The following is a 19,955-nucleotide window of genomic DNA, read 5'->3' as shown; positions in this document are numbered from 1 at the left end:
TACAGGTGATGCCTAAAATTTGATTGCAATAATGGAGGCTGCGTAGGCCCCAAATGTGGTAAAGGCTGCAGCCCGGTGCCAGCTTTTCAGCTGATCGTTTTTCGACGCCTGCTCCGACAGAATATTGGTAGCAACCATGCCTGCCATGTGCAGTATGGCCAGGTACTTGTGCAGCTTGATGGAACTGAGCCCCCGGCGTTCGCTCACCATCTTGGGCGGGGCCGTTAGCGACAGCAGGGCCGTGGTGGTGTAACCAATGTTGATAGCCGTGGCCAGATTGCTGTGTGTTTCGCGAATTCGTAAAATCTCGGTGCCCTGTGCTTTGTAAAGCCGTGACCCCACAATACCCTGCGCCACAAACCCCGCCAATGTCGCAAACCCCAGAACCTGGTGGGTCACGAGCATGGTGCGCCGGATCTTCAGCTCTTTAGCCCGCCCTTCGGGTGTAAGCGGAGCTATGTTGGTCAGGCGCAACAGTCCTTTAGGCCCCCAAAAGGCGCGTTGCGTAAAAATCATGTGTCGGGGCAGGAGAGGGGCGGCCTCCGTCGAGTCGGTCAGACCGGCCAGCAGGTCATCGGCTGAAGTGGCGCCCGCGTTCGGCTTAAGCGTGTCGGCTGGGCTGGTTTGTCCAAAAGCGGGTGTGAGCAAAACACTCAGTGCGAAGGCCCAAAAAAGATGTTTCATGGTTCCGTAAAAGGAATGAGAGCGGGAGAAACGGCCGGTCAGGGGGCCGGGAAGACCCCCGCAAGGTTAACCTCGCGGGGGAAGAAAAATTAAGCCACAATACGCAGCGAATCGCCGGTACGGGTTGCTTTGTATGCTTTCACAGGCGTTGTGGGCGGTGATTGCTTCACGGCACCCGTTGTGGTAAACAGCCCCGCATGGACGTTACACTGAAAATCGTTGTTCGCTTTGCGGTACGAAAGTTGCCCGCCCTGATGGGTGCACACATTGCTGAGGGCCACCAGCGTTCCCTGAGCATTGGCAACTACAATCTGACCCAGTTGCACAAATTCGCCTTCGGTTTTCAGTTTCGAGTAGCTTGTGTTGTTCAGGTCAATGGTGAAATCAACCACGCCTTTAGTGGGGTCGAGGTTGCCTGTCAGACCCGTGCCTGCGCCGGGTGTTGGAGCGGGCGTAACCGTGGCTGGCTCGTTGCTGCTGGAGCAGGAGGTAAGTGTACCCATGCAGTACAGGGCCATGAGGGCACCACTGCTGAGGCCCAGACTACGTAAAAATTGACCCCGGTTGATCGGTTCGGTGGTTACTTCGGGTTGCATACGTCGGTTGTTTAAATGTAGTTACACGAATTGAACGAAAAAGTTAGAATACTCTGTACATCTGTACGAAATGTGGAAGCCTACAGTTTGTAACGAAGTGATAAAAAAGCGCCTGTGCTGAACAAATGGACCTTGAAATACCCAATTTCTTTCAGCGACATTTTCAGAAACGGCTCCACCTGCCACGAAAAACGCCGACTCAGGGGGCGTTCGTAACCAGCCGAGATATTTAACTGACTGAACCCGTACCGACCGGTATTGCCCGTCCAGGACCGGAACCGGATGCGCGGGTCGGTGGGGTCTTCGTACTGGTAATCGTAGGTTTCTTTGCGCATGATGTACGTGGTGGCTCCGGCGCTCACAAACACACGGGTGGGTGGACGCAGTGGGTCAACTCTCCGTTGGAATATGTCGTACCGAATATTGATCGGCACGTCAAACATATCACACCGCCCCTCAACCCCCACGGGCCGCACCGGCCACTTCAGGTAGCCCGGCCAATAATACTGATCGGCCCGGGCGTTGTACAGCTTGACGCTGCGGATGAGGCCAGCCTGCACGCTCCACCGATTGGCAATACGGTACTCGGCCAGCAAACCGGCGTTGGTACCGGGCTTGGTGAACCCCGAGAAGCCAATACCGCTCAGATCAGGCGATACCACCACCCGAACACTCAGCCCCCGCTCCTGCACAGGTTGGCTCGCCGTAGGTACATTGACAACCGGTGGGGCCGTGCGCTCAGGTATGTCGAGGGGCGTCCATTGGGGCCAATGCAGCGTTTGCTGGTGCGTCAGGGTCGTTGTCGGTTCCAGCGGGAGGGTCGTTTCGGAGGGCGCAGGCCCGTTCGTTTGCCCTCCTGCTCCTGACTGTAAAGCCTCAAGACGATTCCGGATCTCATCCGTTGGCTGAACCATTGGCGATTGAATAGACGGGTCAGCTTTGGCCCCGATTGCCCGGCCAGAAGGTAAGTCGCGTTTGGCTGCCGTGTAGCGAGCCAATAAAGGTTGCCGGACGACAGGCCAGCGCAGTCGCCGATTCTGGCTGGCCTCACGCTGCATAGGTTGGTATGAAGGTCGTCCGGCAATGTCGTTGCGGGAGATTGCCCGCTCCCGAAGGTTGATGGCTGTATGTTGATCATCGGCTCCGGGCGCTGTTTTTTGTCGTCCGGTCAACGGTCGGTTTGGCGTCGGGTTCGTAGCCTGCGTTGGGCGTAACGTTACGCCTGCCGGGCTGTTGGTGGCCGTTGCCAGGGCTGGTAGCACAGGTTCGGCAGGTTTAGCCGCCGATAACCCCGTCTCGCTACCAGTGGGCTTGTTTGTTCCGGTCCGAATGGCGGATGGCTCTGTTACCGGCTGCGACGCCGAAGATACCCGGGCAAGGGGCTGCCCGCCCGAAGCCGCTGCTCCAACCGGCAATCGGGGGGCTGCCCCTTGTCTGGGCGGGTTTGGGAGTTCGGTCTGGGCCTGCCGGTAGCTGTACCAGCCCCCGCTCAGAAGCAGAAGGAGGCCCAACAGACCCAGGCTCCAGCGCAGCAACCTGCCCCATCCCGCAATTCGGTCGCGTTCGTCGAGCTGGGCGCTCATGCTTGTCCAGGCGGCAGGGTCATACGGGGGCTCAAACTCTTCAGCTGACTTTCTGAAGAGCCGGTCGAGGCCGTCGAAGGCCGCGTCGTTATCGGGTTGCTCTTGCATACTCATCGTTCGCTTTTTTTTGAATCATGGCCCGCAGGTTTTCCCGCGCTCTGGCTAAGTTCGACTTCGATGCGCCCACCGAAATCCCAAGTTGCCCCGCTATTTCGTCGTGGCTAAATCCGTCAATCACGTACAGGTTAAACACCAGCCGGTAAGCCGGCGACAGTTGTTGAATGAGTGCAATCAATTCTTCGTGGGCGAGCTGGCTATAGGCATCGGCCATGTCGGTCGATACCTGCCCCGCTTCGCCAATATCTTCGTGCTGATGGCGTACCGACGCCCGGTAGTGGTCAACGGCTGTATTGATCAGAATCCGGCGGAGCCAACCCTTAAACGGCAGGTTGGTGTCGAATCCATCGAGCCGGGTAAACACCTTCAGAAACCCGTCGTTCAGTACTTCCAGGGCTTCTTCCCGCGATTGGGTGTACCGCATACAAACGCTCATGGCATACCCGTAAAACTGCCGGTAGAGCAGTTCCTGGCCCCGTCGCTCATTGCGCAGGCAACGGGCGATCAGGTCAGGTAGGGCCGGTGAGTTGGGCGAGTTGGCCATTCAATCAAGCGTTCATCAAAACGGGTCGTTACTCTTAATCGGTTATACCGCGAGCAAGGCGGCCGTGCGCCAACTGCCTGCTTCGGTAGGGGGGTATTAGGGTAGGGGTGCTTCGGGCGTACTGGCATTCACAATGGGCCAAACGTTGGGCCGGGGAAAACTAACCCCTTTGGTAGCTCCGCGTGTGGTACCATCTCCGCCGAAGTAATACAACGGCCAGCCTTTGTAGGTCAACTGGTTGCGCCCGAAAACCGTGATGCTGCCAAAGTCTGCCTTTTTCAGCGACGAGGGCAGTTCGCCCAGGGCCGACACGGGCACTTCAAACAGCGGCCAGGTGGGATTGTTGCTAAAGTCTTGCCGGGTGTAATTATTCTTGTTTTTCCGGTCATTCGCAAATGCGTACAGGGCCATTCCGCGGGCGTCGGTCAAATACAGGGTGTTGCCGGTGCCTTCGGTGTAGGCTATGGTATTGGCGGTGACATAATTTTTGCCGTCGTGGCCCACCAGTTGGGTGTTACCGATCAGGATGGAGTAGTTGGGTTTAGCCGCCATCCAGACCCCGCCCACATTGTCGCCGAGTACATCGCCCGCTTTGGCATCGTTTTTAAAATAATACAGCGGCCAGCCTTTATAAGCCGTCTGGAGCCGCCCATCGGGCCGATTAATCACGGTAAAGTCCGTTGTACTGAGCCCGGTACCTACTTGCAGGGCGCTCGGTTCGGCATAGAACGTAACCCAGTTGGAGAGGCACTGGGGCGATGTACAGCCCGAAGCCCCGTTCACATCCGAAGCAAAGAAGTAGAGCGTTTTGCCGCCACTGCCCGTCAGAACTGGCCCGAGCGAGGTGGTGGTGAGATTCACGCTGGCGTCATCGACCGCACCCACCGGTTCGGTAGTGTCGTTATCGCAGGCCATCATGGAAAGAGTCACGGCCAGCGCCAGAAACAGGCTGCGGCCAGGAATAGTAAGATGCATAGTCAACAGTGATTGTGAGTTGGCAATACGACAGTTGAACCGGTTCATCTGGCAATACGGAGCGCAATGGAGAGTGGTTGCGTCGGGCAAAAAATAAATCCCCGAAAACCGGAAGATTCCGGTTTTCGGGGATTTATTTTCGGTTTATTGCTTCTGGTTTATCGTTTTTGGTTGGTTCGGAGTCGCGTAGCAGGTAAATGTTTCTGCAACGTTTCACCAAAACGCTTACCCCTTCAGAATCGCGTGCCCCATCTTGTCGCGCTTGGTACGCAGGTAGGCTTCGTTGTGTGGGTTGGCCGGGATTTCAATGGCTACTGAGTCTACGATTTCGATACCGTAGCCCATAAGGCCTGCCCGCTTTTTGGGGTTGTTTGAGATCAGCCGGACTTTGTTGATGCCAAGGTCGCGCAGAATCTGTGCACCCACGCCGTAGTCGCGGGCGTCCATCGGCAGACCCAGCTCCAGGTTGGCTTCAACCGTATCGCGGCCCAGCTCCTGCAGTTTGTACGCCTTTAGTTTGTTGATCAGGCCGATGCCGCGTCCTTCCTGATTCATGTACAGCACTACGCCTTTACCCTCGCGCTCAACCATACTCATGGCCGCGTGGAGTTGCCCCCCGCAGTCGCACCGGCACGACCCGAAAATATCGCCCGTAACGCACGAGGAGTGTACACGCACCAGCACGGGCTCGCCCGGCTCCCAGGACCCTTTCACCAGGGCCAGGTGCGTATCGTCGGTGTTGGTTTGCTTGAACGCGATCAGGTCGAAGTGCCCCCACTCGGTGGGCATGTCTACGCCGATTTCGCGCCGGATAAGGCTCTCCGTACGAAGCCGGTACGCAATCAGATCCTGAATACTCACGAGCACCATACCGAAACGGTCGGCAATTTCGCGGAGTTGCGGCAACCGGGCCATCGTACCATCTTCGTTCAGGACTTCAATCAGCACGCCTACGGGTTGCAGACCCGCCAGCCGGGCCAGATCAACGGCGGCCTCGGTATGGCCGGCCCGCCGGATTACGCCCCCTTCAACGGCCCGAAGCGGGAAAATATGCCCGGGGCGGCCCAAATCTTCGGGTCGGGTGTTGGGGTCTACGAGCGCCTGAATGGTTTTAGATCGGTCAGAAGCCGAAATGCCTGTGGTACAGCCGTTACCGAGCAAATCGACCGAAACCGTAAACGGAGTAGTGTGCACCGAGGTATTGTCGCCAACCATCATGGTAAGGCCCAATTCGTCGCAGCGTTCCTGCGTAAGCGGGGCGCACATAAGACCGCGCCCTTCTTTGGTCATGAAGTTGACAATTTCGGGCGTAATCTTTTCGGCGGCACAAATCATGTCGCCTTCATTCTCACGGTCCTCATCGTCAACGACGAGGATAATCTTTCCGTCACGGATGGCAGCGATGGCGTCCTCAATTCGGTCGAGCCGAATCGGATTTTCATCACTACTGGTATTATTATTGCTCATAGCGAGTTGGCTGGTAGCAGTGAATTTGTTGATGAACTAACGATTCACCACAAAGATACGTTCGGGAGGGCGCTAAAACGACCCGTAAGGCGTTGATAATGCATCAGCAAACGGATTTTAGATAACGATCAAACGGTTACTTTCTGTGAGGTGCTTTGTGGATTACCGGGGCTTTGCGCCCGGTTGGGTTGCGTTTAACCGGGCGGTTTACGGCGTTGCTGTATCGGGCCGGTTGTTGAAGGTACTGGGCTGGGCCGCTATCGCTCTGGGGTGGTTTGGCGGAGGTATCTCCCTGGCGCAGAACTATTGCCAGCCGCAGCCCGGCGTTACGGCGGGAGGTTTTACCCTCAACCGCACACGGGTATGTGCCAATAGCAACACCAATTTTTCGGTGACGAACACGGTAGCTGGTGCAAAAAATATCCAGTACATTTTTGGCTACAATGGCAACGGTTTACCAACCACCGGCGGTGTCTCCGACTTGACAGGTACCTCCACCGTTACGCTCCCTACAAGTTCTACACCCGGCACTTACACTATTCTACAAATTGGAAGTGGTGGTGGAACAAATGCTCCTCTGGCTAAGTGCGAAACCGTCACTGTACTGCCCAATTCACCTATTTCGTTTTCGGCTGTTTCCTGTTCGGGGCGGAAAGCAACCCTGAGCTTTGCCCTGACAAACATCACCAGCCAGTACGATGCTGTTCGGGTCGATTGGGGCGATGGGGCCGTTATTGATTACTACACAACACAGGCCCAAAATGGCCCTGCTATTGAGCATACGTACACCAGTACCAATCCGGTTACGATCAAAGTTACCGGGCGATATTTCAATGTGGATGATTGCAATGCGCTTCAGAGCACGTTTACCGTAACCCCCGTTGATACCCCGCCAGCAGCCCCCGTGGTCACAAACCTGACCACGGTAGATGCCAACACGCTCCGAATGCAGGTGCGGGGGGTGGCCAACACGCCTATTCAGATTTGGCAGCGGGGACCGGGGGGGGCGTTTCAGCCTACCAACCAAACGGCCCTGAACGGCCAAACCGTTACTATCGTGGCTAACACCGCCCAGAGCCAGTGCTTTCAACTGCGTACCGCGAGCGATTGCCCGGCCCCGAATTCGACGGAAGAGTATTGCAGCCTGGTGTTGAACGCACAGTCGGGCGCTAACCGGGTCGATCTGACGTGGGCTCCGTACACCGCTACCACCAGCGGCACGTTTCGCTGGAGCATTAACAAAGATGGATTTACATTGCCTATTCAGGGGGCCTCGAACCGTAACACCAGTACGTATTCCGATGCCAATGGGATTGTATGCGGGGAGCGCTATTGCTATCAGCTACAGGCACAGATTGGCGTGACAACCCTTGTTTCGAACTCGCTCTGTGTGACGGGCTCCAACGGACAGCCGCCCCAGCCTATGACCGATATTCGGGTGAGTGTCGAAAGTGATGGGTCGGTTCGGTATCAGGCGTTACAGCCGAGCGTGGGGGCTACCACCAATTTTACCACGATCATCTCCCGCGCCGACTCGCCAAACGGGCCGTTCAATGTCGTGGGGCAAACGACGAACGACGCCATTTTTATCGACAAATCGGCCAAAACGAGTAGTCAGGCGTATTGTTACCGGGTGGTGTACCGCAATGCCTGCGGGCAGGAGTCGGCCCCCTCGGCTTCGGCCTGTACCATTTGGCTGCGCTCCGATTCGCCGGGTGCCCTCGATTGGACCGCCGACTCGCCCTTTGGCCCGATTGCCGTAGTCGAGTACGAGGTCGAGATTATTGACCGGATCACGGGCAACGTGTTGCGCCGGCAACCGGTGGGCAGTAACACCCATTTTGAGCCCGACCGCAGCGACCCCGACCTGCCCTTGTACCGGTTTGTGATTGTGGCCACAGCGGCTAATGGGTTTAGTAGCCGCTCGAACCCGTATGAATTGAACCTCGAAGCCGGTATCTTTGCACCGACGGCCTTTACCCCGAACGGCGATGGCCAAAACGACCGCTTCCAGGCGAAAGGGTTTTTCACCGACAACTACCGGCTGACTATCTTCGACCGCTGGGGATCGGTGATTTACAGCACCACGAGTTCCGACGAAAACGACGGCTGGGATGGCACCCTCAACGGGCAACCCGCTCCGGCGAGTACCTACGTCTGGCGCGTTGAGGTGACCGATGGATCGGGTAGAAAGACCGTCAAATCAGATTCAGTACTGCTGATTCGGTAAAAGACAGTTTTGGTGGTGAGCGTTCACCTGTTTGTGGTTTACAGTATAGCTGGGGCGTGGATGAGTAATCAGGCGTCAGCAACTGAAAACTATAAACTCTAAACTGAAAACTTTAGAAAGATATGTTCGGGAACTTAGGAAATATGATGGACATGTTCGGGAAGATGAAAGACATTCAGGCCCGAATGCAGGAAGCCCAGCAAAGCCTCTCTACCCTTACCGAAACGGGTGAGTCGGGGGCGGGTATGGTTCGGGCCACCGTCAACGGTCTCAAGCAGGTAATCAAACTGGAAATTGATCCGGACATGGTGAAGTCGATTGGCACCTCCAACGACGACCGCGAGATGCTTCAGGATCTGGTGGTCGCTGCCATCAATAAGGCTATGGAGACCATGGAGCCCAAAATCCGCGAACACCTCCGCAAATCGACCGAAGGCCTTCTGCCCAACATTCCCGGAATGGATCTGGGCAATATGATGCCGTAATTTTTTAACATAGCTTACCGGTTAGCGTGTACAGTTGGCAGTTGCCTGCTGCTGCACACCCAGACGGGTAAGCCGCAAACCACCTGAATGACCCGGCTTGCCTTAGTTATCCTTAACTACAACGGACAAACATTTCTCCAGCAGTTTCTGCCGCTTGTACTCCAACACGCCGACGGGCACCCGGTTTTTGTGGCCGACAATGCCTCGACCGATGGGTCGGTGGCTTATTTGCAGGCCAATTTTCCGGGCGTAACGGTCGTCAGGCTCACACGCAATACCGGCTATGCGGGTGGCTACAACGAAGCCCTCGAACAGATTCGGCAGGTACATGGCGGGGCTACGTATTACGCACTGGTCAACTCCGACATTGAACCGACTGCGGGCTGGATTGAGCCGATTCTGCGCCTGATGGACGCTAACCCGCGTGTAGCGGCCTGCCAACCCAAAATCCGCGATTTTAACCGGCGCGACCTGTTCGAACATGCTGGTGCAGCCGGTGGCTACATCGACTATCTCGGCTACGTGTTTTGCCGGGGTCGCGTGTTTGCCACCTTCGAGCCCGACCGGGGGCAGTACAATGACAACCGGCGTGTGTTCTGGGCAACGGGAGCTTGTCTGGTAGTTCGGGCCGACGTGTTTCACCAGTCGGGTGGCTTTGATGCCCATTTTTTTGCCCACATGGAGGAAATCGACTGGTGCTGGCGCATACAGCGGCTGGGCTACGAGGCCTGGGCGTGTGGTGAGTCGACGGTGTACCACGTTGGTGGGGGCACCCTACCCAAAGTGAACCCGCACAAAACCTATCTGAACTACCGCAACAGCTTGTATATGCTGTACAAAAACCTGCCTTCGGGTTGGTTGTGGCCCAAGTTGCTGTTTCGGCTGGTACTCGACGGTCTGTCGTCGGTTTTGTTTCTGAAACAGGGGCAGATTGCCGATGTCTGGGCCATTATTCGGGCGCACTTTGCTTTCTACGGGCACCTGCCTACTCTCGCCAGGCAACGCCGGGCGCTGAAACCCCAACAGCAACTTTCGGAGCTGCCGGTGGTGCAACAGAGCATTGTCTGGCAGTATTTTGCCAATAAGAAGAAAACCTACGCCGAAGTAATGGATTGATCAGGCTGCTCTCATTGTAGCCTTTGGGTGACCTTCCTTGCGGGGCTTGTTAGCACAGGCCCGTAAAACCCCTATCACAATTCCCAGATGGTCGGGTGGGCGTGGCGCCGGAGGTGTTTGTTCATCTCCATCCAGAATGCCAGCACCAGATAAATAATAACGGGTGAGCCGAGCGTCAGAAACGAGGTGTAAATGAAATACAGCCGGATGCTGCTGGCGGAGATATTCATGCGTTCACCCAGAACTGAGCAAACACCAAAAGCTTGTTTTTCGACGAAGTATCTGATCTTGTTCATGAAGCTAAGCGCCTGCTGGGCAATGTATATACGTTGAACTCGGTACTACACAACGACAACCTACAGGATTTTGTTTAGTGGCCTGTTACTCAAAATAAACCATTTATTTAACGGCCTTAAATTAGTGAAAAGTTTTGCGGTTGTGTGGAACAAATTTACTTCTTTTGTGTTCAAAGGGAGTCGGTTATCTTATCAAGATGCCACACACTGCCTGACAAAGTGCGTTCAGTTGATTGCCAAGTACTCTTGTTTGCGTCTTTGGTGCCTATTGCGTCCTTTGTAAGAAAGTGCCTTTTTAATGTTCTATTTTTTACTTTTTACAATCATGCAAACAGGAGTAGTTAAGTTTTTCAACGAGAGCAAAGGGTACGGTTTTATTGTTGATGATGAGTCGAAGAAAGAAATCTTCGTACACATCACCGGCCTGAACGGCGTCACGATTCGTGAAAACGATCAGGTACAGTACGAAGTAGTTGATGGCAAGAAAGGCCTCAACGCCGTTAAAGTACAGAAACTGTAAGGAAGGGGACTTGTCCCTGACTTTTCAACATACAAACCCCGCCCGGTCACCAGGCGGGGTTTTTTGTAGCCCCATAGTCCGGTTTGTCGATCACGTTGGCGGGTTCACCCGCCGTTCGAATCAATTCATGTTGAAAATAGACATTTGTGTTTGTGAGGTACTGCTTTTCATCCTAGTTTTACGCGGTTCACTATTACTAATTCATTCATGAAAAAATTATTCCTTTTCTTGATGCTCACCGTAGCCAGCATGAGTGCTTTTGCTGCCGATGCATCCGTTGAAGCGTACATGGTCGATGACCAGCAAGTAGAGCAGTTGATCGCCCAGAGCGAAGACATCAGCCTGTCGGTTGTGCAGAACGATATGCTGCAAAACCAGTCGGCAATGACCGCCATGACGGCTGCTCCTGCGCAGGTGAAAGCCAACAAAGAGTTTGTTCCGGCTCTGTTGTTGAACCTGTTCCTGGGTGGTCTGGGTATTCACCGTCTGTACTTGGGTACTAAGCCACTTACCTGGATCGGCTACATCCTGACGTGTGGTGGTATCTTTGGTGTTGTACCCCTTGTTGACTTGATCGTGCTGATCATCAACAACGACAACCTGTCGCCTTATATCGACAATCCGAAGTTCTTCATGTGGGCTAAGTAAGGGCTCATAGTTTATGAAATTGAAGAAGACATCTCACCGGGTGAGATGTCTTCTTTTTTATGCCCTTTTTCGGGATCGATTTATTGATTGCCCACTTGTTGCAGCACTTCCTTCTTTACAGTTTCATTGAACTGCCGCACCTGCCGACTGTTGTATTCCCTGACGAGATGTTGCGACCGGCGAATACCCCCCGCGTGAAATGACCCAAACAGGGCGGCACCCACCCCCCAGGCCGACAGATAATACCCCGCCAGAAAGTTAGTCACACCGAAATATAATCCCGCCGACTGCACCAGAATGCTCAGGATGGCTTCGCCCGGTTTGCCTGCATAAAACTGCCCCCCGCCGGGTATAAACGTAGACAGTCGCTCGGCCTTCTGTTCGCTTTTCAGCCGGGGCAGTTGCCCATAAGGGGTTTTCGTAGTGTCGGCACCGGTCTGAGCAAGTAGTTGCCGATAGGCGGCACCAGCTTCGGGCCAGCGTTGTAGTTCGTTGAGCGACAGAATCCGTACTACACGCGTCAGTGGAGTTTCGGTTGGGCGGTCGGGGTGGAGGTAGGGCAGCCGCTCCAACAGCGAGAGGGCGTTTTCGAATTGCCCGGCCAGATACGCACAGGTAATTTGCTCGTGCCGAAGCATCAGTAACACCGAGTCGGGGTAGGCGTTGGTTACTTCGCCGTTGAGGTACTGCACGGCGGGGGCAAACCGCCCCTGTTGTTTCAGGCAGTGCACCTTGCCGAGCACAGCCGACAACCGGGCCGCCGAATCAGCTTCTTCAAAGCCAACCCGGTCGTAGGCGATACCGGCTTCGAAAAAACGCCCGGACCCGGCCAGCGAGTCGGCCTGTTGCAACCACCACTGCGCCAGCGACTGCCCGTTAGTTAAGCAGGTTACGCACAGGAATGTGCATATCAAACAGAATCTTGTTATCATACTCGCGCCTGAATTCGTTGCGTTTGACTTTCACGGATAAAACACTCCCCCAGATGTTGCCGACGTAAAAAACCGTAAACAACGACCCGAAGCCAATGAACCGTGCACTGCGTGGGCCATCTTTCCGCAGGCCCTCGTACGTGAGCAACCCAAGCGACAGAATAGGCAGAAAGGCAGCAATACCCTGTTTCGTTTTGCCCGCGTAAATTTTGCCTAAGCCCGGCAACGCAGCACTGTACAAACCCGCTACCAATGGCGACCGGCGTTTTTCGGCGCGCAGCGTGGAATCGTAGCGATTGAGCCGTTGCTGTTCGTTGACAAGGGCGTATGAGCGGTACGTAAACGCCTGTTTGTGAGTTTCATATTCGGCATGTCGGCGTTGTAACAAGGCCAGCCCACCCAATTGCAGGGCTTTAAGTTCGCGAAACGCAGAGTCGGGCGTGGGTAAGGTTTGCATGACCACACGGGCCGAGTCGCGGTTGCCGGCAAAAGCGAGGCAGTACGCGCCAAAGTAGCGCGATTTGGTATAAAATGGCGAGGCTGCCGATACCGACAGGAGTTTCTGATGCGCTACCGTCAGGTCTTTGCTGGTGTAGGCCAGCCATCCCCGAAAATAATGGAGTGAGTCGCGCTGAGCGGTGTTGCGGGCCAGTGGTTCGAGCTGATCGAGGACGTAAACGGCTTCAGTGACGGCCTCTTTGTCGGCCAGGTACTGCGCAAACTGCCACTCGCGCCCAAACGAAGCGCGGGTTTGTGCACACACACCCGACACGCCCACCCAGAGCAAGCCCATCCAACAGATAAGCCATTTCATCGGTACCAGCTGAGTGAATCCAGAACGGTACCGTCCTGTTCGTTGATGTTGATAGGCCGTACGTCGAGCAATCCGATGCGGTTGCAACGGGTGATGCGGTCGGCACTCAGAAAAACGCCTTTCACAAGGCCGTACTGTTCAATCGCGCTTTTGCTGAAGTTAGAGCAGGTGAGCTCATAGGGGCAGGAGCGGGCCAACTGCTGCGACATGAGCCGCTGATAGCCAAGCATAGCCCCCTTGAGGGTGAGCGACACCGGGTTATAACGTGCCAGCCAGCTTTGCCGCCGGGTAGCCAGGGTGCGGGTGCTGTTGCCCGCCCGCCGGTATTGCGCAAACTCGTCGCCCGTTCGGAAATCCCGGCTGGCAATGAGTTGAAGATCGGCTTGTTGACGGTTCTGAGCCAGCGCCGGGTAGCAGCAAAGCAGCATCAGTAGAGACGCGATACTTCGCGTCTTACCCTGCAATAGGTTTTGCGTCTTGGTCGGGGTTTTCACCATGATAAAGGCTCGCGCAAAGAAGCCACAATAGGTTGTGGTTCTACACTTTAGAGAGTTATTCAACACGGGCATTAGCCGGTATGCTGTACTGAAAATACGGACTGTTGGCATCGCCGTTGATTTTGATGCCGCCATAGGTGGTCTTGGCTACGGTCGAGTCGGCCCCGTCGTACACAATCTCGGTGGTTGCCATCGGAAACGGACGCCCGTCAATGGGTTGGTAGCTGTAGTAAAACACCTTGCGGATAAGTTTACCGGCCGTGTTTTTATAATCCATGTAGATCGGGTTGGCCTTATCAAAAACCACTTTGACCCGCTGGATGGCGGCCTTGGGGTCGGGTGTTTTGAGTCGCCACTCGGTCACGAGCAGTTTGCCGGTATTGTAAGTGCGGTCTTGCACAAACCCGAGCTGAATAAGGCCCATATCGGCAGTAGCCCCCGTCAGGAAGTACGCCAATTGGGTAGTTGAGGTGCTGAACGCATTGTTCTGGTATCGCATGACGGCGTTCCGGCGGGGGTCGTAAATGCGGGTTTCTCCCAGCTTGTTGGCCAGAATGATCACTTCCTGCGGAAAGGTAAAATGCGTGACCATGTTGCCATTGCGCTGGTAGTACACCTCGCCCCGGACCGTCACCGATTTGCCTTTCTGAACCTGCCGGGTTGTCATCGTAGCCGACAGTCGCTCAACCGTTTGCGGGGCCGCTATAAACGCAAACAGGCTCAACAGGAGCCCGGCGAAAAGAACGTTTCTCATGGATGAAAAATAGGGAGTGATTGAGCGAACGCCATCCCAAAGGTAGTTTTCACTCAATCACTCAGTTAGGTAGTTTGGGTTCTTAGTGCATTGAAAGGATGCATGAGGGAGAGAACCATGAACCCTACACTAAAACCCCGAAACGACTTGAGGTAATGTATAATGGGTAATGTACAATGAATAATGAATGGACTGGCAATCAGTGTTCATTACACATTACCCATTGTACATTAAATTAAATCCCCAGATCGAGGGTCTTCAGTACGTCGTTCATGTTCCGAACGGCATCAGCCGACTTGTTGAAGGCCGCCTGCTCTTCGTCGTTCAGTTTGTAGTCGATAATTTGCTCCCAGCCGTTTTTGCCGATTACCACGGGTACACCGAGGCAGATGTCTGACTGACCGTACTCTCCGTCGAGGGCTACGCAGCAGGGGAAAATGTGTTTCTGATCGCGCACGATGCTCTCAACCAGTTCGGCAACGGCAGCACCCGGTGCGTACCAGGCCGACGTACCAATCAGTTTGGTCAGGGTAGCACCACCCACCATGGTATCGGCCGCCACTTTCTGGAGGGTCTCACCGTCGAGGAACTGACCAACCGGAATACCGTTGCGGGTAGCCAGGCGCGTCAGCGGGATCATGGTCGTATCGCCGTGACCGCCAATTACCGTGCCCTGAATATCGTTGGGGGGGCAGTCGAGAGCCAGTGACAGATACGTTTTGAACCGGGCCGAGTCAAGAATACCACCCATACCGATGATCCGGTTTTTGGGCAGCCCTGATGTTTTGAGCGACAGGTACGTCATGGTGTCCATTGGGTTCGACACAATGATGATAATCGCTTCGGGAGAATGTTTCAGGATGTTGTCGGTCACGCCTTTCACGATATTGGCGTTGGTGCCAATCAGTTCTTCACGCGTCATACCGGGCTTGCGCGGCAGACCCGACGTGATCACGACTACATCTGAACCCGCTGTTTTTGCGTAATCATTGGTAGAACCCGTGATTTTGGTATCGAAGCCACAAAGGGTGGCCGTCTGAAACATATCGAGTGCCTTGCCTTCGCTGAGACCTTCTTTGATGTCGAGCAATACGACTTCCTGAGCGAGCTGACGGCGGGCGATGTTATCGGCGCAGGTTGCCCCAACGGCACCCGCTCCTACTACGGTTATTTTCATACGGTTATAAAGGACTGCTGTCCGGGTTTTGACGTTTTGAAACCGGCCGCAAAATTACAGCCTGGATTGTGGACAAACCAATCTATTTTGAAAGAGATATGGTAAACCGCCCACATCTTTTTGTAAACCGGTTTGCCGCCCACGGTGCGCTCCGGCCTTGCAAAATAAATTGGGCCTGTGGCTCGGTTTTGAAATATATTCGACCTGTTTGATGTTATACGGCTGGACGGTTCCACCATGATCTTTTCACCCAAACAACCGGCCAACAAAAGTATAGATGGAAAAAAGCAGTCTTTTGTCGCGTGTGCTCAAATCAGTTTTTTTTCGGTCGGCAGGCGGTCGCGCTTACCGAACGGCCAAAAACAGCCGCAGTATCCTGAAATTAGTACAGGACGCCCTTCAGAAGTCGGGTGGCCTCTCGGGAGCCAACGCAGGCCTTCGCGCGCAGCTTAGCCTGTTGACCCGCCTGCTCAAAGCGTACGCGTCGGGCGAGTATCGCGAGATACCCTGGAAAACACTGCTCCGGATGCTGGCGGTACTGATTTACTTTGTGTCGCCCCTGGACTTTATTCCGGACTTGCTGCCGGTAATTGGTCTGACCGACGATATTGCCCTGCTGGTGTGGCTTTTCAGTTCGGTGAAAGACGACCTGGAGAAGTTTGCGCAGTGGGAGAGCCGGAAGGATATTATCCCGATTGGCTAACCTGTAATGAGGAATGGTTAATGAATAATGGTTGATAAGGGGCTTTGGGCCGACTTGTCAGACAGTTGATTATTCATTCTGCATTATTCATTTTACGTTCTTTTACTTTAACTTTGCATATATTCAAATCCCAAAAATTATGACTTTCGCATCCATTTTAGGTTTCCTTGGAGGACTGGGCACAGGAGAATTGATTCTGATCTTTGCAGTGATCGTCCTGATGTTCGGCGCGAAAAAACTCCCCGAATTGGCCCGTGGTCTGGGGAAAGGCATCCGTGAGTTTAAGGATGCTACGAAAGACGTTCGCGAGAACATCGAGGACGGACTGAGAGAAACGAAATAAGCAGAATTTGTCGAGCCGCCCACGCGGCCTGAAGTCGCAGATCAAAAGTCGGTTGACGCATTCATCATGACTGCGTAGGTCGACTTTTGATCTGCGACTTTTGACTTTTTGCCCCTCCATAGCGATTTTTGGCTTTTGACTTTCATATCGTGACCGATTACTACCGTAGCTTTTCTTTGGTTCAGGCCGACCTCCGGGCGGGTATCATTACCTGCCGTCAACTGGTGGATGGGTATCTCGCCCGTATTGAGCAGAACCAGCATCTCAACGTTTTTACGGAGGTCTATGCCGAGGAGGCCCGCCAACGTGCCGATGACCTTGACCGGCGCCGGGCGGCCAACCAACCGGTAGGACGGCTGGCGGGGATGGTCATCGGCCTGAAAGATGTACTCAGCCATACTGGCCATGGCTTGCAGGCGGGTAGCCACATGCTCGATGGCTTCGTGGCTCAGTTTACGGCCACGGCCGTACAACGGTTGCTCGATGAAGACGCCATTGTGATAGGCCGCCAAAATTGCGACGAGTTTGCCATGGGGTCGTCGAACGAGACGTCGGCGTTTGGGCCCGTCCGTAACGCGGCCGACCCTACGCGGGTGCCGGGTGGGTCGAGTGGTGGCTCGGCGGTGGCTGTGCAGGCAGGTCTTTGTTTAGCCAGTATCGGCTCCGATACGGGGGGCTCGGTTCGGCAGCCGGCCGCTTTTTGTGGCGTTACAGGTCTCAAGCCCACTTACGGGCGTATCAGCCGCTGGGGCCTGATTGCCTACGCGTCCTCGTTCGATTGCGTGGGGCCCATTGCGCATACCCCCGCTGATTGCGCCCTTCTGCTCGAAATCATGGCCGGCCCCGACGAATTCGACAGCACCGTGTCGAACCGTCCGGTGGAAGCCTACAGTGAGGCTACCCAAACGGCTTCTAAGCCCCGGCGCATTGCGTACCTCCGCGATGGGGTAGAGAGCCCCGGTGTGGATGCAAGCATTCGCGAAGCCACCCAGCGAACGCTCGATGCCCTGCGGGCGGCTGGCCATACGGTAGAACCGGTGAGCTTGTCGCTGCTCGATTCGCTGTTGCCTACGTATTATATTCTGACAACCGCCGAAGCCAGCTCGAACCTGTCGCGGTTTGATGGGGTGCGCTACGGCCACCGGACCGCCGAGGCCACCGATCTGATTGAGCTGTACAAAAAGAGCCGGACTGAGGGCTTCGGGGCTGAGGTACGTCGGCGGATTTTACTCGGGACGTTTGCCCTGAGTGCCAGCTATTACGACGCCTATTACACCAAGGCGCAGCAGGTTCGTCGGCTGATTCGGGAAGAGACGGAGCGGTTATTTGCCGAGTACGATTTTCTCCTGTCGCCTACTACGCCCAGCCCGGCATTTAAATTGGGTGAAAAAACCAGACGAAATCCCGACGACGACCCGCTTCAGATGTACTTAGCCGACATTTTCACCGTTCAGGCTAATGTGGTGGGTTACCCGGCTATATCGATTCCCAACGGTACTACGCCCGAGGGTTTGCCCATTGGCCTGCAACTGATGGCTCCACCTTTCGCGGAAGCCTCATTGGTGGCTATAGCACAGGAGATTACGTTAAACCTGTAAGGTCTTTGAGACGTTTCCGGCCGCCCGGATTACTGGTTTGAGTTTTAACCAATTCGTAAATTTGAGTGTCCGGTTAGAACTGACTGTATAATGTATAGTGTACAATGAATATTTAAGGGATTGATAATCAGTGTAACTACTTGTTGTTCATCATCCATTATTCATTATGCATTTTCTGATAAACCCCTAAAACCAAAACGCAGCATGAGGAAAGCAGCCGTTGTGATTGTGAGCCTGCTTGGTTTCAGTACAGTTTGTTTGGCGGCCCGCCCGTTTGCGGCCGATACCACCCGCGCCGATTCAGTGGTGGTGGTTGAAGAATACACCAGTACCCCCTCGGTACCCGCAGCGCTCCTGCAGGAACGGCTGCCCAAGTTGCAGAAAACCATTCCGCTGCCGTACCATAAAACGGTTCATGGGTTTGTCGATCACTTTTTGTTCAGGAAACCCAGCTACACCCGCACCATGCTGGAGCGGATGCCGATGTTCTTCCCACTGTATGAGCGTTTGCTGGCTCAGTACAACCTCCCCGACGAACTGAAATACCTCTCGATTGTGGAGTCGGGGCTTAATCCCCGAGCCGTGTCGCACGCGGGTGCGGGTGGTCTTTGGCAGTTTATGCCCGGCACCGGCCGCGATATGCGTTTGTATCAGGACGATTACGTTGACGAGCGGATGGAGCCCGTAAAAGCGACCGAAGCCGCCTGTAAGTACCTCCGCGACTTGTACCGTATTTTCGGCGACTGGCCGCTGGCTCTGGCGGCTTACAACTCGGGGCCCGGCACCGTGAAGCGCGCCATGCGCCGGTCGGGGGGCGACTCGTTCTGGACGATTTACGACTACCTGCCCAAAGAAACCCGGGCCTACGTACCGCAGTTTATCGCCTTTACGTACGTAATTAACTATGCCGCCGACCACGGTATTACGCCCGAAGCGCCTGATTATCCTATTCCGTTCGATACGATTCACGTGAACAACTACTTCAACGTAGTCACGTTTGCCAAACAGACCGGCATTCCCGTGTCTGATATGCAGAAACTGAACCCGCACATCACAACGGGGGTGTTGCCTCCGTACACGCGCAACTTTATGCTCCGTGTGCCCAGCGATCAGTTTGCGTATTTTGAGCGGCATCGGAAGGCAATTCTGGATTCGGCGAGCCGGATGCCCAACGTGATGGATCATATTCTGCTGGCCGATGCCGAGGGAGTTCAGTACGATGCCCTCAAACAGGTGCAGGATAACGACCGGTTTTCGTTGTCGCGGTTAAGTGCGCAACAGCCCACGACACTGTTGGCCTCAAATGCGCCCATCCTGAGTGATGACGAACCCGCCCCCGACGATGTGGACGAAGTGTTGGTGCAGAAGCCCAAAAAGATCACGTACGTGGTGAAGAAAGGTGAAGGGCTATTCCGGGTTGCCGAGCGGTTTGGGGTAGAGCTGTACGACCTGAAAAAGTGGAACAAGCTTACGTCGAACACCGTTGCGGTAGGGCAAAAGCTGGTTATCCTGAGCGATGTAGGCGAAACCCAGGCCGAAGCCCTGGCCGATCAGGGTACGTCGAAAGCCACCAAAACGAAGTCGGTAGCCGCCCGCAAGCCGATCAAAACCCGTTACCACCGGGTACAGCAGGGCGACACCCTCTGGAACATTGCCCAGCGGTACGACGGCCTGACGATTGAGCAACTGAAGAAAGTTAATAAAATCCGGGGCAATGCCCTCAAGCCAGGCCAGAAACTCATTGTGGGGTAGTGGCTATCTTGAGCCTGCTTAGATTATACGAATAGCCCGGTAAACGGGTCTATTCGTGTAAAAGGCTGAATCCTTAGTTTATGATTTACAGGAATTAAGTACTCAGACTGAATTAAATGTATAA

Annotated in this window: 21 protein-coding genes; 9 read left to right on the top strand and 12 right to left on the bottom strand. The window is 54.7% G+C overall.

Features of this window, described 5'->3' with window-relative positions:
• Window positions 1-12: 12 nt before the first annotated feature.
• From RUDLU_RS0108355 to RUDLU_RS0108330, 6 genes are all read right to left on the bottom strand, one after another.
• Window positions 13-684, bottom strand: a complete 672-nt coding sequence (locus RUDLU_RS0108355) for a hypothetical protein (RefSeq protein ID WP_027302884.1) — start codon at window positions 682-684, stop codon at window positions 13-15.
• 89 nt (window positions 685-773) lie between these two features.
• A complete protein-coding gene (locus RUDLU_RS0108350) occupies window positions 774-1,280 on the bottom strand; it encodes a QcrA and Rieske domain-containing protein (RefSeq protein WP_019987916.1) in 507 nt (168 codons plus the stop codon).
• An 80-nt stretch (window positions 1,281-1,360) separates the two neighbouring features.
• Window positions 1,361-2,971, bottom strand: a complete 1,611-nt coding sequence (locus RUDLU_RS0108345) for a porin family protein (protein ID WP_020657218.1) — start codon at window positions 2,969-2,971, stop codon at window positions 1,361-1,363.
• Window positions 2,952-3,524 carry an RNA polymerase sigma factor gene (locus tag RUDLU_RS0108340; protein WP_019987915.1) on the bottom strand — a complete coding sequence of 191 codons (573 nt, stop codon included), beginning with the start codon at window positions 3,522-3,524 and terminating at the stop codon, window positions 2,952-2,954. The genes RUDLU_RS0108345 and RUDLU_RS0108340 overlap by 20 nt, the downstream gene beginning before the upstream one ends.
• Before the next feature lie 96 nt (window positions 3,525-3,620).
• Window positions 3,621-4,499, bottom strand: coding sequence for a COG4315 family predicted lipoprotein (locus RUDLU_RS0108335; RefSeq protein WP_044130103.1), 879 nt, complete (start codon window positions 4,497-4,499; stop codon window positions 3,621-3,623).
• 225 nt (window positions 4,500-4,724) lie between these two features.
• Window positions 4,725-5,966: a bifunctional 3,4-dihydroxy-2-butanone-4-phosphate synthase/GTP cyclohydrolase II gene (locus RUDLU_RS0108330; RefSeq protein ID WP_019987913.1), complete on the bottom strand. Its 1,242-nt coding sequence runs from the start codon at window positions 5,964-5,966 to the stop codon at window positions 4,725-4,727.
• Window positions 5,967-6,111: 145 nt separating this feature from the next.
• Between RUDLU_RS0108330 and RUDLU_RS0108325 the strand changes: the two genes are divergently transcribed.
• The 3 genes from RUDLU_RS0108325 to RUDLU_RS0108315 all read left to right on the top strand — a co-directional run bounded on the left by RUDLU_RS0108325 (window position 6,112) and on the right by RUDLU_RS0108315 (window position 9,797).
• Window positions 6,112-8,196, top strand: coding sequence for a T9SS type B sorting domain-containing protein (locus RUDLU_RS0108325; protein WP_157580126.1), 2,085 nt, complete (start codon window positions 6,112-6,114; stop codon window positions 8,194-8,196).
• Window positions 8,197-8,318: 122 nt separating this feature from the next.
• Window positions 8,319-8,681, top strand: a complete 363-nt coding sequence (locus tag RUDLU_RS0108320; RefSeq protein ID WP_027302883.1) for a YbaB/EbfC family nucleoid-associated protein — start codon at window positions 8,319-8,321, stop codon at window positions 8,679-8,681.
• Window positions 8,682-8,768: 87 nt separating this feature from the next.
• On the top strand, window positions 8,769-9,797 hold the full coding sequence (locus tag RUDLU_RS0108315) for a glycosyltransferase family 2 protein (RefSeq protein ID WP_019987910.1): 1,029 nt from the start codon (window positions 8,769-8,771) through the stop codon (window positions 9,795-9,797).
• Window positions 9,798-9,871: 74 nt separating this feature from the next.
• Here RUDLU_RS0108315 and RUDLU_RS0108310 read toward each other — a convergent pair whose 3' ends face one another.
• Complete coding sequence (locus RUDLU_RS0108310) at window positions 9,872-10,093, bottom strand: PspC domain-containing protein (RefSeq protein WP_027302882.1); 222 nt, start codon at window positions 10,091-10,093, stop codon at window positions 9,872-9,874.
• Window positions 10,094-10,418: 325 nt separating this feature from the next.
• On the opposite strand from RUDLU_RS0108310, the gene RUDLU_RS0108305 reads away from it, so the two are divergent.
• Both RUDLU_RS0108305 and RUDLU_RS0108300 read left to right on the top strand, forming a co-directional pair.
• Entirely contained in the window at window positions 10,419-10,613 is a 195-nt protein-coding gene (locus RUDLU_RS0108305; protein ID WP_027302881.1) for a cold-shock protein, read from the top strand.
• A 207-nt stretch (window positions 10,614-10,820) separates the two neighbouring features.
• Window positions 10,821-11,261, top strand: coding sequence for an NINE protein (locus RUDLU_RS0108300; RefSeq protein WP_044129383.1), 441 nt, complete (start codon window positions 10,821-10,823; stop codon window positions 11,259-11,261).
• Window positions 11,262-11,341: 80 nt separating this feature from the next.
• Here RUDLU_RS0108300 and RUDLU_RS0108295 read toward each other — a convergent pair whose 3' ends face one another.
• The 5 genes from RUDLU_RS0108295 to mdh form a co-directional block, all read right to left on the bottom strand.
• Window positions 11,342-12,175, bottom strand: a complete 834-nt coding sequence (locus RUDLU_RS0108295) for a tetratricopeptide repeat protein (protein WP_245581641.1) — start codon at window positions 12,173-12,175, stop codon at window positions 11,342-11,344.
• A complete protein-coding gene (locus RUDLU_RS0108290; protein ID WP_019987904.1) occupies window positions 12,138-13,007 on the bottom strand; it encodes a hypothetical protein in 870 nt (289 codons plus the stop codon). The genes RUDLU_RS0108295 and RUDLU_RS0108290 overlap by 38 nt, the downstream gene beginning before the upstream one ends.
• On the bottom strand, window positions 13,004-13,504 hold the full coding sequence (gene yidD, locus RUDLU_RS28690) for a membrane protein insertion efficiency factor YidD (protein WP_019987903.1): 501 nt from the start codon (window positions 13,502-13,504) through the stop codon (window positions 13,004-13,006). Before yidD ends, RUDLU_RS0108290 begins: the two co-directional genes overlap by 4 nt.
• Before the next feature lie 55 nt (window positions 13,505-13,559).
• Window positions 13,560-14,258 carry a LolA family protein gene (locus RUDLU_RS0108280; RefSeq protein WP_019987902.1) on the bottom strand — a complete coding sequence of 233 codons (699 nt, stop codon included), beginning with the start codon at window positions 14,256-14,258 and terminating at the stop codon, window positions 13,560-13,562.
• Between the two features lie 235 nt (window positions 14,259-14,493).
• The gene (mdh, locus tag RUDLU_RS0108275) at window positions 14,494-15,435 is read right to left on the bottom strand and encodes a malate dehydrogenase (protein ID WP_019987901.1); all 942 of its coding nucleotides are present in this window, start codon (window positions 15,433-15,435) and stop codon (window positions 14,494-14,496) included.
• A gap of 277 nt (window positions 15,436-15,712) precedes the next feature.
• Here mdh and RUDLU_RS0108270 point away from each other — a divergent pair, with 277 nt between their 5' ends.
• The 4 genes from RUDLU_RS0108270 to RUDLU_RS0108255 all read left to right on the top strand — a co-directional run bounded on the left by RUDLU_RS0108270 (window position 15,713) and on the right by RUDLU_RS0108255 (window position 19,831).
• Window positions 15,713-16,138 (top strand): YkvA family protein, encoded by a 426-nt coding sequence (locus RUDLU_RS0108270; protein WP_019987900.1) that lies wholly within the window; start codon window positions 15,713-15,715, stop codon window positions 16,136-16,138.
• 139 nt (window positions 16,139-16,277) lie between these two features.
• Complete coding sequence (locus tag RUDLU_RS0108265) at window positions 16,278-16,481, top strand: twin-arginine translocase TatA/TatE family subunit (protein WP_019987899.1); 204 nt, start codon at window positions 16,278-16,280, stop codon at window positions 16,479-16,481.
• 128 nt (window positions 16,482-16,609) lie between these two features.
• Complete coding sequence (gene gatA, locus RUDLU_RS0108260) at window positions 16,610-18,079, top strand: Asp-tRNA(Asn)/Glu-tRNA(Gln) amidotransferase subunit GatA (protein WP_019987898.1); 1,470 nt, start codon at window positions 16,610-16,612, stop codon at window positions 18,077-18,079.
• Between the two features lie 204 nt (window positions 18,080-18,283).
• Entirely contained in the window at window positions 18,284-19,831 is a 1,548-nt protein-coding gene (locus RUDLU_RS0108255) for a lytic transglycosylase domain-containing protein (RefSeq protein ID WP_019987897.1), read from the top strand.
• Window positions 19,832-19,955 lie beyond the last annotated feature (124 nt).

The organism is Rudanella lutea DSM 19387, from assembly GCF_000383955.1.
GTDB lineage: Bacteria > Bacteroidota > Bacteroidia > Cytophagales > Spirosomataceae > Rudanella > Rudanella lutea.
Note: the sequence above shows the minus strand (reverse complement) of the source record. Positions and strands in the feature narration are given on the sequence as shown.